Origin of the sequence: Vibrio sp. TRT 29B02 (assembly GCF_050113655.1) — a bacterium.
Classification (GTDB): Bacteria; Pseudomonadota; Gammaproteobacteria; order Enterobacterales; family Vibrionaceae; genus Vibrio.
On sequence record NZ_JBNJOJ010000003.1, the window covers coordinates 179,346 to 194,389 of the forward strand.

Annotated in this window: 14 protein-coding genes and 1 pseudogene; 7 read left to right on the forward strand and 8 right to left on the reverse strand. The window is 46.2% G+C overall.

The window, feature by feature from the left end:
- Window positions 1-4: 4 nt before the first annotated feature.
- Window positions 5-973, reverse strand: coding sequence for a DUF3187 family protein (locus ACQEXT_RS03310; protein WP_426950623.1), 969 nt, complete (start codon window positions 971-973; stop codon window positions 5-7).
- A gap of 111 nt (window positions 974-1,084) precedes the next feature.
- Window positions 1,085-1,858, reverse strand: coding sequence for a RelA/SpoT domain-containing protein (locus tag ACQEXT_RS03315; protein WP_426950624.1), 774 nt, complete (start codon window positions 1,856-1,858; stop codon window positions 1,085-1,087).
- A 333-nt stretch (window positions 1,859-2,191) separates the two neighbouring features.
- Between ACQEXT_RS03315 and ACQEXT_RS03320 the strand changes: the two genes are divergently transcribed.
- Window positions 2,192-2,842, forward strand: a complete 651-nt coding sequence (locus tag ACQEXT_RS03320; RefSeq protein WP_426950676.1) for a thiopurine S-methyltransferase — start codon at window positions 2,192-2,194, stop codon at window positions 2,840-2,842.
- 45 nt (window positions 2,843-2,887) lie between these two features.
- Here the strand turns inward: ACQEXT_RS03320 and purT are convergent, their stop codons facing one another.
- The 6 genes from purT to ACQEXT_RS03350 form a co-directional block, all read right to left on the reverse strand.
- Window positions 2,888-4,063, reverse strand: a complete 1,176-nt coding sequence (gene purT, locus ACQEXT_RS03325; RefSeq protein WP_426950625.1) for a formate-dependent phosphoribosylglycinamide formyltransferase — start codon at window positions 4,061-4,063, stop codon at window positions 2,888-2,890.
- A 243-nt stretch (window positions 4,064-4,306) separates the two neighbouring features.
- Window positions 4,307-5,194, reverse strand: a complete 888-nt coding sequence (cdd, locus tag ACQEXT_RS03330; RefSeq protein WP_331416995.1) for a cytidine deaminase — start codon at window positions 5,192-5,194, stop codon at window positions 4,307-4,309.
- A gap of 318 nt (window positions 5,195-5,512) precedes the next feature.
- Window positions 5,513-6,190: a CidB/LrgB family autolysis modulator gene (locus ACQEXT_RS03335; protein ID WP_331428292.1), complete on the reverse strand. Its 678-nt coding sequence runs from the start codon at window positions 6,188-6,190 to the stop codon at window positions 5,513-5,515.
- The gene (locus ACQEXT_RS03340) at window positions 6,190-6,555 is read right to left on the reverse strand and encodes a CidA/LrgA family protein (protein WP_331428293.1); all 366 of its coding nucleotides are present in this window, start codon (window positions 6,553-6,555) and stop codon (window positions 6,190-6,192) included. The genes ACQEXT_RS03335 and ACQEXT_RS03340 overlap by 1 nt, the downstream gene beginning before the upstream one ends.
- Before the next feature lie 151 nt (window positions 6,556-6,706).
- Window positions 6,707-8,131 carry an exodeoxyribonuclease I gene (gene sbcB / locus ACQEXT_RS03345; protein WP_426950626.1) on the reverse strand — a complete coding sequence of 475 codons (1,425 nt, stop codon included), beginning with the start codon at window positions 8,129-8,131 and terminating at the stop codon, window positions 6,707-6,709.
- Window positions 8,132-8,253: 122 nt separating this feature from the next.
- The gene (locus tag ACQEXT_RS03350) at window positions 8,254-8,865 is read right to left on the reverse strand and encodes an oxidoreductase (protein WP_426950677.1); all 612 of its coding nucleotides are present in this window, start codon (window positions 8,863-8,865) and stop codon (window positions 8,254-8,256) included.
- A gap of 621 nt (window positions 8,866-9,486) precedes the next feature.
- Here ACQEXT_RS03350 and ACQEXT_RS03355 point away from each other — a divergent pair.
- The 6 genes and pseudogenes from ACQEXT_RS03355 (at window position 9,487) to ACQEXT_RS03380 (ending at window position 14,879) form a co-directional block, all read left to right on the forward strand.
- On the forward strand, window positions 9,487-10,098 hold the full coding sequence (locus tag ACQEXT_RS03355) for a flavin reductase family protein (RefSeq protein ID WP_138972278.1): 612 nt from the start codon (window positions 9,487-9,489) through the stop codon (window positions 10,096-10,098).
- 5 nt (window positions 10,099-10,103) lie between these two features.
- Window positions 10,104-11,135 carry a nicotinate-nucleotide--dimethylbenzimidazole phosphoribosyltransferase gene (gene cobT, locus ACQEXT_RS03360; protein ID WP_426950627.1) on the forward strand — a complete coding sequence of 344 codons (1,032 nt, stop codon included), beginning with the start codon at window positions 10,104-10,106 and terminating at the stop codon, window positions 11,133-11,135.
- The gene (locus tag ACQEXT_RS03365) at window positions 11,135-11,911 is read left to right on the forward strand and encodes an adenosylcobinamide-GDP ribazoletransferase (protein WP_426950628.1); all 777 of its coding nucleotides are present in this window, start codon (window positions 11,135-11,137) and stop codon (window positions 11,909-11,911) included. Before cobT ends, ACQEXT_RS03365 begins: the two co-directional genes overlap by 1 nt.
- Entirely contained in the window at window positions 11,908-12,450 is a 543-nt protein-coding gene (gene cobU, locus ACQEXT_RS03370) for a bifunctional adenosylcobinamide kinase/adenosylcobinamide-phosphate guanylyltransferase (protein WP_426950629.1), read from the forward strand. Before ACQEXT_RS03365 ends, cobU begins: the two co-directional genes overlap by 4 nt.
- A 10-nt stretch (window positions 12,451-12,460) precedes the next feature.
- Window positions 12,461-13,075 carry a histidine phosphatase family protein gene (locus tag ACQEXT_RS03375; RefSeq protein WP_426950679.1) on the forward strand — a complete coding sequence of 205 codons (615 nt, stop codon included), beginning with the start codon at window positions 12,461-12,463 and terminating at the stop codon, window positions 13,073-13,075.
- Between the two features lie 13 nt (window positions 13,076-13,088).
- A pseudogene (locus ACQEXT_RS03380) lies at window positions 13,089-14,879 on the forward strand (M3 family oligoendopeptidase).
- Window positions 14,880-15,044 lie beyond the last annotated feature (165 nt).

Sequence of the window (15,044 nt, forward strand, 5' to 3'; positions counted from 1 at the left end):
GGGCCTACCCGCCGAAACGATATCGGAAGGCAACGCCAAACGCGATGTCAGTGCTATTGTCAGCGTTAAACATATTTTCTACCGCAGTGATCTCTACTGCGGTGTTTTTTAGCGTATAACGATAGCCGATAGTAAATTCGGTTGAAGGTTTTGAAAACTCGCCATTGTCTGTAGTGATCCCTTGATGGACACTAATTTGGCCGATAAAAGCATGGTGTTCAAACATCTGATACTGATAACTGCCGCCCATTGACCAAGTGGTACTGCGATAGGGCAATTGTGCAAAGACAGTCGGCGTATTGCGAAATGTTAGTGCTAACGTGGTGTCTAAAGCGTGTTTATCTATTCGGTAGCCGTAGTTGGCCTGTATCGCTTGTTCGAACTCTGAAGAGCTAAAAATACCGTGTTTGGTATCGTTGTAATAAAGCGATGCTCCCACCGATAAACCGTGATGCTCTTGGGTAAACACCTGATACTGCAAATAACCAGTGATTGCATGACTGAGGGTTTCGCCGCGAAAATCTTCCAGTTCGATACCATACTCAGGCATGTTGATAACAAAGCGGTTGTTATTGACCTCTTCTCTACCGTTCTGTTCCAGTGAAAACCAGTCATGAAAAGCGATGGTTAGGCCGTCAAGGTGATTGTTCCCAGCATAATTCCATCGGTAATGTAGGTCGAGTTGCCAGAGAGGATCGAGTTGCCACTTAGCACCAAACGCGAGTTGATTTTGATAGTAATCGAGTTCGTAGCTTGCGGTAACGGCCCAAATACTGGAAATGGTACCGGAAGTGTAGATCTCGCTTTGATCGTCTTGCAGTGAGAAACCAGAGCGTAACTGAGGCGAAAGGCTGTTGGTATGAAATGGAGACTGTGTATAGCTTTGTAAAGGGCCATAGCCATCATGACCGTAGGAAAGAATGCTGGTAAACAGGCTGAAAACAAGAGTGAATTGCCAGACAGGAAACCGCATACTAAGCCTCCACCTATTATTGTTATGTTTATGATAACAATATAGTTTAAAATATGAGGCTTTGCTAAATAACGCAAAAAACTTGCCCCACACGGGACAAGTTTTTCGTTATTAAGCGGCTTTTAGATGAGTCGTGATGTAGGGTTGCCACGCATTTTGGTAGAGCTCTTTGGATTGGTGGCGCATGGTACGAATTTGTGCCTGTTCAATTTCGTTAATTTGGCGAGATTCAACAGCCGCTAATCGTTCTATCTTTTGGATTTGTTCGTAAAATTTATGCTCAGGACCATTCTTTACATCGGCGATAGCTTTAAGATGGAGTTGCACCTCTGCAATTAGGTTCGTTTTTGGTAGTTTGACTAAAAGGTTGAGGTCTCGGTAACCCGAAGCCGCGGGTTTCTTAAAACGGTTTTTCACCTTAACCACGGTCGTTTCACGATTCAGTACTTCATAAGCCGCCATAAGGCTTTCAATATCGTCTGCGACGATGGTTGCACGTGCGAGGTCGGTAATGCGCTGTGGCTGTCCATCAAGCTCATAGGCGATCTTCTCTTTTGCTCTTTGCGCAGATTTTACTCCCGCGAAATAAGATTCAGTGGACGTTAATAGAGCGGTGCTTTTAACTAGAGTTTCGAGTTCAGCCTGAGCTTGATGGGCTTTGCTGTAAAGCACGTCGAAATCTGAATAGGGTTGAAGTGGCGTTGCTGACATTGACTGAATGCCGTAAAGGCCACTCAGGTTATGTCTAAATGCCTTAGAACACACTTCGTTCTGGTTGGTAGAACGATTTTCCTCGTTAGCTGGTGCGGTTGGAATAGCGGCAAATGCTGGGGCACGGCTGAGCATTAAAAGCATCAGGGCCGTCGTTCGCAAAAATAGGCTCATTCACTCTCCTTAGATGTGTCGGCTTAGCTAAAAGGTGTCGAAAAAGATTCAATCACTAAGTCCACTCATCTCTACATAGTAATGGGGGTAGATTTCGCGTTTCCAATCGCTTGCTGAACCATAATGACAAAAGTTTGAACAGCATCTCATATCCTATGTCACTGTTTAGAGTGCCTCGGTTTTTAAAAGGTTCAGCGCAACTATGTAACCAAGTATAAACAGACCATATGAACTTAATCTGAATGAACTTTTCAGCTAAGCGCATTTGGCTATACCACTTCTTGATGCTTTCAGATAGGCTATGCGCTAGTAAGTAAGCAATAGAGAATGACAATGAGAGATCCCGAGTTTTGGCATGGCAAATGGGCCGCAAATCAGATTGGTTTTCATCTTGAAGATGTGAACCCATTACTTATTGAGTATTGGCAGCACACGAAACCAAACCATGAGGATACGGTGCTAGTACCTTTATGCGGAAAGTCCGAAGATTTGGTGTGGCTAGCGACGAAACATGCCGATGTGCAGGGCGTGGAGCTAAGCAATATTGCGGTGCGAGCTTTCTTCGCTGAACATTTCTATACGCCGATGGTAGTGCCTATCAACGGTCAGCACGAACTGTTCCAGTTTGATGAGTTGTCCATTTACACCGGAGACTTCTTTACTGCTCCCCTTAAGCCTGTCGATATCGTCTACGATCGCGCTTCACTGGTGGCGCTGCCAGAAGAGATGCGGGTGGAATATGTTGCAAGGATTAAGTCGCTGCTCAAACCTGGCGGCAGAATTTTACTGGTGAGTCTTGATTATCGACAGGATGAGATGGCTGGCCCTCCGTTCTCGGTTGCTGAACAAGAGATTCGTACGTTATTTTCTGAATTCAAAGTAACGCGACTCTACCGAGATGAAGCGGACGAAGAACACCCTAAGATTGCCAACAAGGGGTTAACTCGTTTTGCCGAGGAAGTCTATTTAATCGAAAGTGAATAGATGAAAAAGGCTTGGTTCAACCAAGCCTTTTTCTGTTATGCGGTGTTAGTAAAGTATGTTTACTTTGCTCGCACTCTCTACGGCGTCTTTAATCGCAGTTTCAATATCTTCGCGACGAGTGATCGCGACACCAAGACGGCGACGGCCATCGATGTCTGGTTTGCCAAACAAACGAACTTGCGTTAAAGGCTGCGCTAAAGCATCCGCAACGCCTTCAAAACGAATGTTTGTCGATGTTCCTTGACCTAAGATCACCGCTGAAGCTGCTGGGCCATATTGAGTAATGGCAGATATTGGCAACCCTGTAAATGCACGAACATGTAGAGCAAACTCAGAGCTATCTTGTGACATAAGAGTCACTAAGCCGGTATCGTGTGGGCGAGGGGAGACCTCATTAAAGATCACTGTATCACCTTTGATAAACAGTTCGACACCAAAGATCCCAAAGCCACCAAGTGCGTTGACGACTTTACCCGCGGCATCTTGAGCGGCTTCAAGTGCGGCATCTGACATCACTTGGGGCTGCCAAGATTCACGGTAGTCTCCATCTTCCTGACGGTGACCGATCGGAGCGCAGAAATGAGTACCATCGACAGCGCGAACGGTTAATAGAGTGATTTCGTAGTCAAAGTCAATAAAGCCCTCTACGATGACGCGTCCAGCTCCGGTTCGACCACCTTCCTGAGCGTAGTTCCAAGCTTTTTCCACATCGTCGGCGCTTTTAATTACGCTCTGGCCTTTGCCTGAAGAACTCATTACCGGCTTACAAACACACGGAATACCTACTGCATCAACCGCTGACTTAAACTCTTGATAGGTATCAGCGAAGTGATAAGGTGAAGTGGTCAGTTGTAGCTCTTCAGCTGCAAGACGGCGGATACCTTCACGGTTCATCGTCAGCTTGGTTGCCTTTGCGCTAGGGACAACATTAAGCCCTTTTGCTTCAAGTGCGACTAAAGTGTCAGTCGCAATGGCTTCAATTTCAGGTACAACGTAGTCAGGTTGTTCTTTATCGATAATTGCCTGAAGGGCATCACCATCAAGCATGTCTAATGTATAGCTGCGGTGAGCGACTTGCATCGCAGGCGCATTTTCGTAGCGATCACACGCAATCACTTCAAGCCCTAGTCGCTGACATTCAATCGCGACCTCTTTGCCGAGTTCACCTGAACCAAGAAGCATCACACGGGTTGCATTTTTTGCTGTTGCTGTACCAAACATAATTAACCTTAAACTCTACGAGGATTAGCTGAATGGAGGCAATCATACTGATTGTGAAACAAAAAGCAAACGTTTGCGTAGGGTTTGTTGTAGTAAAATGGTCGTAAAGAACCGCAACAGCCACTCGCGACGAAAAGAGGGTGTATAAGCAATAGCTGATGGAGAAAACAATCGAGAGCGCAATGGCGCTTGAAGCGAATAGCAGGATTAAAAAAGGCGCTAGATTAGCGCCTTCGAGATGCATTAAAGTTCCAAATAACTCATTGGAATATCAGGGTTAATTGCTTCCAGAGTGGATTGCGTATTGGCCAGATGGCTAATTGTACCGCCTTCAGCTTCTACTAGTGCTGCCGAATCAATCTCTGCGAGATCTTGGCGGTCCAGTAACAGTTGTACTAGGGCAACTTGAAGTGGTGGTAGGCTAGGGTTAAATGCCGCGTTTTCAGCGTAAGCCCCTTGGTAAACTTTGCCATTGTTCATCTTGATCGCCACACCACTCAAGTTATGAGTGTATGGAGCATGGCTGCGGTTGAGAGCGTCAATCGCTGCCTGAACCAGCTCATCTTGCTCATCACATCTCTTGCCGTGATCGACGTTGGTCATCAGTGCTGATTTGATACCAAGGTCTGCTGGGCCAAACGATTCAGGGAGATATTCTTGTAGTGATTTACTTTCGCGCTCTGGTAACTGAATTTTCAGTTTATCTGCGGTCGAAAGTTCGTTCATAAATTGGCGACAATGGCCACATGGGCTGAAGTTGATGGTGATATCAGCAACACCTTGTTCACCTTTCATCCATGCGTGGCTAATTGCGGATTGCTCAGCGTGTACCGTTTGGCCTAACTGTACGCCTGAAAACTCAACGTTTGCGCCAAAGTAAAGCTTACCAGAAAGACCACGGACAATAGCACCAACATAAAAGTTTGAAAGGGGGGCATAAGAGTAGGCCGCAGCGAATGGCAGCAGTGCTACGCGTAGGTCAGCATCTTCCATTCCGGAAATAGTCAGTAACTGTTCAAACTGCTCGGCAGTGAGTGTCGCGTCAAAATCGTCAGCGAGAAGAATAGGCGATAAGAAATCTGCTACGTTTTTTGGCGCTGCTGACAGCGCTTGTTCAATGCGGCTTCTCATAGTGAATCCTTGTTTCAGCGTAATTGATATCTTTGAGCTTAGTCGTCAAAAGAGAAGAATAAACTCTGATATTGGTATTACATTTTATGTGAGACTCAAAAATGTTCAGAGATCTAAATCACAATATTGCTTGTAATGGCATTTGTCGTTACATAATTAGAGTGAGCTCACACATGATAACGATTGCACGATTAAATTTTATGAAGTGTGTCGTAGCACGAAACAGACCTAGGGCAAACGAGACGTCATCGTCATAAATCCTAGCGGTCATTTGGTTGCTGTGCATCTGTACCTTGCCAGAAAGTATCGATTTTTCTCTTAAGCTGACAACCAAACCGCTAGGGTAAAGAAGGAAGGCGCTAGTATCGAAGTAATCACTCCGCATACGACTAGGGCAAGAGAACTAAACGCAGCGTCTCGCGGGTCTTTCTCCGCGCAGGTAGCAGTGCCAAGTGCGTGTGAGACGGTTCCCATCGTCAAGCCTTTTGCTATCGGGTGAGTGATATTCAGCAGGTTGTAGATTGGGTAGGCCATGATGGCGCCAAACAAACCAACAATCAGCACTAAGATAGCGGCAATTGCGGGTTCACCGCCTAAGTGGCTAGAAACCTCCATAGCGATTGGTGTGGTTACCGATTTACCCAGTAAGCTCGCAATCAAGGAGATATCCGCTTTTAGGTAGACGGCAATCATACTGGCTGTAAACATCGACATGACACTGCCGACACCACAGGCAAGCATGATGATTCGCCAGTTAGCTCGGATTTGAGGTAATTGTTCATACAGTGGGTAGGCGAGGGCCACAACAGCGGGTTGCAGCAGATAGTTGATCCAATGGTTGTCTGCATAATAAGTCTCAAATGGGACTTTTAGATACGTGAGTAAAGGGATCAATACCGCAAGGCTGACCAACAGCGGGTTCATTAACGGGCTATTGAATTTTTGACATAACCAACGTGCTGAGAAGAAGACCGCAATAGTAACAAGTAACCACATTACTTTTGTCCTCCCTTAAGCATTCGGTCTAGCATCAAGCCAAGCAGCACCAAGACGATAAAAGTACCACCAACAGCACTCGCTAAAATCGGCAGTGCATTGGCTATCAGCATATCGAAATGTTCCATTAATCCCACACTGATGGGTACGAACAGTAACACCATATAACGGATAAACACAGTTGCGCCAGGACGAACCCAGTGCGCAGGTACGAGCCCGCTGGCAAGCAGACTAAATAAAATCAGCATTCCGATAATGCTACCGGGGATAGAAATGTCGATTAGGTGCTGAATGTTAATGCCGGCAACTAGGCACAAGAAGATCAGCCCCATAGACACAACAAAATGAAGCAAAGTTTTCGCCATAATCTAGTATTGTCCAACTGAAGAGCCATAAACTGGGGTATAAGGCTCAATAAATTTTTATTTACGCCCAATCCCAACGTCTATTGGTTATTTTGGTGATTGAGCGATCTTGTAGGGTGCAGGACTTGGTCACTATTATAATTTTTGACTACTAGGATACTCGCTTTTGCACGTATTGGTAGATGGATTTTAAGATTGCAATTTTCTTTTGGTCACTTTCATGCTCGTGAACCAAATTTTCGAGATTTAGCATGTACTCTTCAATACGACTTTCGAAGTAATCTCGGCAGTGTGAAGCCCAGCGTTGTTGTTCTACTTCATCCAATGTCCACGGATAGTTTCTAGCGCGGTAACGGAATAGCAGCGGCACAATGCGTTGGTCGCTGAAGGCAATATCGAGTGCGGCGAGATGATTGGGATCGGTTTCTCGAATAATATCCATCGCAGCTTTGTCAGCAGGAGAGAAGAAACCATCGTAAAGCATGTTGTCTACGTCCGAGCTTTTTTCGTACTCTCGTTCAATCGCGTAAATACCAATTAGCTTTTCTCGAACTTCAGGGTGCTGTCGCAATAGTGCAAGGTTTTCTAGGCATTTTTCGCGGTTGATACCGATTTTTTCTGCGTTATCTGCTGTCAATGTTTTCGCGGGTGCAAGGATCGGGCATTTGTTGAGATGAATCAGTTTAACTGGCACTGGCAACTCATCTGGCGCTAAGTCCGTATGTTTAGTGTAAAGACGTTGGTTGAGTTGTTCGGTATCCAGATCGAGCAACACCTGTGGGTCTTTGGCCAAATCAACGCAGATGACCGCGTTCTGATTAGTTGGATGCCAAGCGACAGGCACGATCCAGCTAGTGTAATGACACTCTTTACCTAACATGCCTGATACGTGCATCAAGGGCGTCATGTTAACGATATCGATAAGTTCATTGAGTTTACGCTTGTGGCGCATACTTAAAAAGTAATCGAACAGCTTTGGTTGAGCCGCTTTGACTTTCTTTGCCATCTCGATTGTTGCGATCACGTCTGCCATCGCATCATGCGCATTTTCGTGTTCGATGCCGTTCGCTTTAGATAAGTGTTCAAGCTTAAAGCTAATAAATCCCTCTTCATTCTCAGGCCATTGAATACCTTCAGGGCGTAGGGCATAACACGCTCGCATCACATCAAGCAAATCCCAGCGAGAGTTGCCGTTCTGCCAGCTCCACGCATAAGGGTCGATGAAGTTGCGGTAGCAGGTGTAACGAGTCACTTCGTCGTCAAAGCGGATACTGTTGTAGCCGAGGCTTGTGGTATTTGGTGTTGCTAACTGTTGGTGAATCTTGGCAATGAATTCAGGTTCACTCAGCCCTTTAGTTTCAGCTGTTTGAGGGGTAATGCCCGTTATCAGCGCGGCTTCTGGGGACGGCAGGTAATCAGCGGGCGGTTGGCAATAGATAACCAGTGGTTCACCGATAATATTGAAGTCCATATCGGTGCGAATGCCTGCAAACTGACACGGACGATCTTTAGCAGGGCTGGTTCCCCACGTTTCGTAGTCGAAGAAGAAAAACGTAGGTTGATGCTCTTGTTGCATTATCTGATTACCAAGTGTTTAAAATTCACTTTGGTATTAGACCATTGCAACAAGGTCAAGGCAATCGGGTTGAGTCGATATCAGGTTGAGTGGTAGAAAAATGGTCGATGTTTGCAAACGGGTCACTGATATTGATGGATCAGTCTACGCATGTCGGTGCTGTCGAGTATCTCCAATGTTTTGTTTGAATGCGCAAAAAGTTGGTACTGCATTGCTTGGGCGACTTGAGCCGCGTCGATTGGAATGAGCTTGGCCAACGGGCCGAGCATGAGTGGCTTTAGAAAGGTCATCATGGTTTGAATCACCACCTCGTCTTTCCGTGGGATCTCACGTAAGCCTTTTAATGGTCCTGGTCGCACAAATACTACCCGTTCAAATCCCATTCGTTCTATGGCGAGCTCCATTCGTCCCTTGCAGCGCAGATAGTGAGAAAATGAACGTACCGAAGCACCATAGCTAGAGACGACCGCAAGTTGCTTTACGCCGAGCAGTTTCATCTCCTGAGCAACATCACAAACCAACTCATAATCGACTTTTTCTAGCGCTTGCTTTGAGCCTGCCTGCTTTAGGGTTGTACCTAAGCAAATAAAACCAAATTCAGGCTGCGGCTTTTCATCATCCCAGTGTTGGATACGAAGTTCGGGGTGCTGGATCACTTCGAGTTTGGGATGGAAAAAAGGAAGCTCTCGTCGACTTAGCGCGTAGATGTGATTGAAAGGAGCCTGATCTAACATCTGCTTAATGAGTTCGTTGCCAATCAAGCCAGTAGAACCGGCAATTATGGTGGTGAGGGTGTTAGCTTGTTCCAAAGCCTACGTACCTTGTCCGTTGATATGATTTACCACGCGTCGTCGCATAGCTTGAGACAAGCAAGCTTCTAACAAAGTGGTAATAAATTCTGTGATCGGATCTTGAGATTGGCCAATAGTCTCGAGAGTGGGAGGGGTGTAGGGCTGAAATGGGAGTGATTTGGCATATTGGGCATTATCGACCTCGCCCGAATGGCGAGGTCTGGTCGTAACGTCAGGTTAATGACAAAGGTACTTTCTTTTGGCTACGTTGTTGTGGCTTGTTCTGTTTCTGTTTTTTTGACTTTTGATTGGCAAACATACAACCTCCTTGCACATCAAGTGGGAGAAAACAGTGATACGGCTAGATAAATGCATACTTTGTGCCGTTATAAAATGCACTCCCTAAACTAAAAGATAGGACTTTTGGGTGAAAAATTGCAGTTTTGGATGCAATCTCAGAATCTTTTTGACAGTTCATCGAGTTTTTGGGAGTCGGTTAGGGGTGTTAACTGTATGATTTCACGTTACACTCAGCGCAAAGGATTTGGCACTCAAGGAAAATCGATGAATATTGAGCTAAGCACTCTAGCACCTACCCAAATTTACCACTTAATGACTCAAACCATTATCCCAAGGCCGATCGCTTGGGTATTAACTGACTCCGACCAAGGTTGTTACAATCTAGCGCCATTTTCCTATTTTACGCCGGTATCCAGTAATCCACCGCTGCTGATGTTTTCTGTGGGTAAGAAGCCAACTGGTGAAGTGAAGGACACGACGCGAAATGTGTTGGAAACGGGGCGTCTTGTTGTCCACATAGCGCAGCAATCACAGGCCGAAGAGGTGACTCAAACTGCGGCAACCTTACCCCATGGTGAATCAGAAATTGAAGCGACTGGACTAGACTTGGTTGATTTCGACGGCTTTGAACTGCCGCGTGTCAAAGGTTGTCCTATTGCGTTTGCTTGCAAGTTAGTTGAAGTGAAAGAGATCGGTGAGACACCACAAAGTTTGATTTTTGCAGAGATCGAAAAGGTGTATGTGGACCCGCAAGTCATCGGTGAGCGCAGTGATCGCTTGGTTGTTGATGCTCTTAAAGTCAATCCACTTTCCCGTCTTGGTGGTAGTCAGTATGCCACTATTGATAACGTGTTTTCAGTCGCGAGGCCAGAATAAGCATTATGTTAGACCACAGTTATTCAGAATCTATTTGGCAGCGCATTAATCAGAAAACAAAACCGCTTGGTGCTTTAGGACAATTAGAGACATTGGCGCACCAACTGGCGCTGATCCAAAGTAATATAAAGGGTGACGTTGTCACTGATATTAAAATTAGCCAACCGACAGCGGTTGTGTTTGCTGGCGACCATGGAATAGCAGACGAAGGTGTAAGTATTGCGCCCAGCGCGGTTACTCAGCAGATGGTGTTGAACTTTCTTGCAGGTGGGGCGGCGATTAACTGTTTTTGTCGCACCAATCAGGTGGCGTTAAAAGTGGTCGATTGTGGCATCTTAATACCTGTCGATCATGATTCAGATGCCTTTATTGTCCAACGCCTTGGTGAGAGAACGAATAACTTGGCGCGTCAGGCGGCCATGACGCCAGAACAAGCAAATAAGGGTATAGAACTCGGTAAACAGATGGTCAGTAAGATCATTGATTCAGGTTCGAACCTAGTGATGTTTGGTGAAATGGGAATAGGTAACACCAGTAGTGCCGCTGCGATTCTTTCTGCACTTAGTGGCCTGCCTGTCACCCAATGCGTCGGTCGTGGAACGGGTATTACGGATCAACAGTGGCAAAAGAAAGTCGACTTGGTGAGTCAAGGTGTCAATCGTTGTGAAGGGCTTGAAGTCATCGATGTCTTGTCAGAAGTTGGAGGCTTTGAAATCGTTCAGATGGTGGGTGGATTCTTAGCCGCGGCAGAAAGCAAAACGCCGGTATTGGTTGATGGCTTTATTGTCTCGGCAGCAGCCTATGCGGCTAGTATGCTCAACCCAGATTGTCGAGAAATCATGATTTTCGCGCACCAGTCTCATGAGGCTGGACATCAATACTTATTGCAACAGCTAGACGCACAACCCTTATTAGATCTTTCTCTCCGACTGGGAGAAGGCACAGGTGCCGTGCTGGCGATGCCATTGCTGCGTGCCGCTGCCGAGTTTTATAACCATATGGCGAGTTTTGAGCAAGCAGGAGTGGTCGTCGACTAATGTCTACAATCAAGTATCAGTATCAGCTGTTTATGCTCGCATTAGGCTTCTTTTCTCGGATCCCCGTCCCCGTATCTATTCCATATAGCCCTGAACGAATGAATCAGGCTGGGCGGTATTTCGCCCTTGTTGGTTTAATGCTAGGGGCGTTATGTGCTTTGGTGCTTTACGCTTTGCAGTTGGTGTTTCCGTCTCCTGTCGCCATTGTGCTGATGATGGTGTTTAGCTTGCTTCTAACGGGTGCTTTTCATGAAGATGGCTTGACGGATATGGCCGATGGTATCGGTGGTGGTATGACGGTTGAGCGCCGGCTTGAGATCATGAAAGATAGCCGTATTGGTACTTATGGTGCTAGCGCGTTAATCATGACCTTGCTGGTGAAATACGTTCTGCTATCAGAGTTGATTCAGTCGCAGCAAATCTTATTAATCATTGTCGTTAGCTATGGTTTAAGTCGGGCTGTCGCCGCTTCACTGATCTACGATATGCCGTATGTCACAGGCACGGATACGAGTAAAAGTAAGCCCTTAGCTGAACGACAATCTCGTCGAGAGTTAGTGATATTGTTACTCACGGGCGTGCTACCTTGCTGGTTACTTGGCTTGGGTCAAACACTCATTTTGATTGCTGTCCTTGCCCTGTTTCGAGTGCTGTTCAAGCGTTGGTTGATGGCAAGAATTGGTGGATTTACAGGTGATTGCTTAGGCGCAGCGCAACAACTGAGTGAAATGCTGATCTATCTCTCCTTGATAGCCGTACAGGGAGTCAACTTATGACTATCCATTTAGTACTTGGAGGTGCACGCTCGGGTAAGTCGCGTTATGCAGAGTCGCAAGTTACTTCCATCGCAAGCAAAAAAGTGAAGCACTACGTCGCAACAGCGATAGCCTTTGATGAGGAGATGGCCAAGCGTATTGCTCATCATCAGCAATCGCGAGGCAATGACTGGGTTGAGCATGAGTGCCCCATTGAGCTAGCGTCACTGCTCGCTCGTTTTGAGTTCGGGGATGTGGTGTTGATAGATTGTCTAACGTTGTGGCTGAACAACATCATTTACAATCATGGTCAAACCCTGAGTGAAGAGCAGATAAAGCGGCACGTCTCAGAGTTACTCCAAGCGATTGTCTCCTGTAAGGCAGACGTGATTTTGGTTTCAAATGAAGTCGGCCTCGGCGTTGTGCCTTTGGGCGAAGTCTCGCGTTTATTTGTCGATCACGCTGGCTGGATGAATCAGGCTTTGGCTCAGGTCGCTCATCGCGTAACACTTATCGCGGCGGGATTGCCAATGACACTCAAACAAGTCGATGGAGCCTAGTGTGAGTCAAATCAAAAGCATCAATGTTTACTTGCTTAGACATGGTAAAACACTTGGTGAGCCTGCTCTGTATGGTCACACCGATGTGTCGGTTGCAGCAGAACATCAGCAGGACATTTATCAAAGCCTTATGAGTGAGCGGCTTGGTTTCGATACTTTGATTACTTCACCATTAAAACGATGTAAAGAGTTAGCCGAGTTGATATACGACAACGCCAAACATCTCGATTATATTGTCGCCCATGAATGGCGCGAAATATCATTTGGTGATTTGGATGGAGTTCCTTTTGCAACAGTACCAGAATCATGGCCAGTTTTTGAGACGTTTTGGCAAGATCCAGCGAACAGCCGCTTGCCCAATGCTGAGTCCTTGGACCTTTTTTACCAACGGATCTCGACAGCGTGGGATAAATTTATGCAAACTGTCGAAAAAGACACTCTCATCGTTTGCCATGGTGGCACGATCAGAATGATTTTAGCTAAGGTACTCGAGCTAGACTGGAGCAATCCAGCCCTTTATTCGAGCTTGAATATCGCCCACCATTCTTTAACTCATATACAAATCACCAAGGCTGAACAGAGCTATCCTCGGGTTTGTATGATAGGTAAACCGCTAAACGGATAGCTAAGGAAGTATCATGACCGCACCAAGCTGGGACTTGTCCATCGCTTATCAAGATTTGAACGACACGAAAATCGAACAAGACATCGATTTGATCAGGCAGTGTATCCAGGCGCTCGCTATCCATGTTGATCATCGTGAGTCACCGTCTGTGACACAGAATGCTATTCAAACCAGCGAAGCTGCTGGAAAACTGTTGGCGACAATCAATACCTTCGCTCACTGCCACGCATCTATTGATGCATAAAACGATGATGCCAAAAGCCTGATAGGCCGTGTTGCCAAGCTCAACTCTGAGTTGTCGCAGGCTTTTGCACCGTACGAAAATACCTTAACCCTAGCACCAGAGAGCTTTATTAGTGACGTGCTCACTCACCCAAGTGGTGATGTTTATGGACAAGCTTTCCAGATAGAGTGTGCGCGTAAACAAGCGGCGATTAAGCTATCGGTAGCTGAAGAGCAACTGCTGACAGCAATGCAAGTGGACGGTCGTGATGCCTGGGGGCGCCTGTATGACAACATCACAGGATCTCTACAGGTGACGTTAGAGGATGGGCAAGGTAGTAAAGTCGGTTTTTCTCATGCCGCGAGTTTGCTGTATGGGACAGACTTTGCGAGCCAAGAGCCCGCGTGGCGTGGTATACAGGCCGCGATGAAAGCCAACCAAGAATCATTTGCTGCGATCCTTAATGCCTTGGCGGGTTGGCGTTTAACGGAATATCAAAAACGTTCTAAGTTAACGGATGTCCATTTTTTAGATGCCAGTTTACATGAAAGCCGCATAGAGAGTTCGACCCTAGACGCTATGATGATGACGGCGAAAGCCAATCGAAGCATAGGTCAAAAAGCTGGCCTGTTAATGGCTAGAGTTCATGGCTTACAAGAGATGCGCCCGTGGAATCATCTTGCGGGAATGCCGAGTATTACTAACGCAGAACCTAAAGTGTATGCGTTTGATGAAGCGATTGAGATTATCCGCACCGCGTTTGCTCAAGTGGATAGTGAAATGGCCGAATTTGTCGATGTGATGGTTGAAAATGGTTGGATTGATGCGCAACCGACTGAAAATCGTCGCTTAGGTGCTTACTGCACCAAGTTTGCCGCCACACGTTCGCCTCTGGTATTCATGACTTGGGGAGGAAGTCGTTCCGATCTGCTCACTTTAGCGCACGAGTTGGGGCATGCGTTCCACAACTGGGTGATGGGTGATATGCCTTTATGTCAAACTCGCTACCCAATGACGCTCGCAGAGACTGCCTCAATTTTCGCTGAAAACATCGTTCGAGACTATTTGCTTGCTCAAGTGAGTAGCCGTGAAGAAAAACTCGAAATGTTGTGGGAAGAACTTACATCCTGCTACGCACTAATGATCAATATCCCTGTGCGGTTTGAGTTTGAAAAAGCCTTCTACAGTCAACGTAGCCAAGGTGAACTGAGCCCGACTCAACTGTGTGATCTGATGAGCGAAACTTGGCAAGAGTGGTACGGCGATTCGATGTCAGAGCCAGATCCTTACTTTTGGGCAAGTAAACTTCACTTTTCTATTTCTGAAGTGAGCTTCTATAACTACCCATATCTATTTGGTTATTTGTTCAGTATTGGTGTTTATGCCCAGCGTGAGCGCAAAGGCGATCAGTTCTATCGCGATTACGTGAGTCTATTACGCGACACGGGTTCAATGATGGCGGAAGAAGTCGTTGAGAAACATCTCGGCATGGACTTATCACAAGCAGATTTCTGGCAACAGAGCATAGATCGAGTGAAAACTAAGATAGATGAGTTTGAATCCTTGTTAGATCAAAAATAATCATATCAAAATCATGATATTATCGGTTGGCCAAGCCAATACTTGGCCAATTTGTACAGTGGAAGACCTATCTGCCACATCTGTTAGTGGCAATTGGATAAATTGCAATGAGGCACATGATTGGTGTCAATAAGTGGGATCGCACCTACAAAATTTATCCGAACA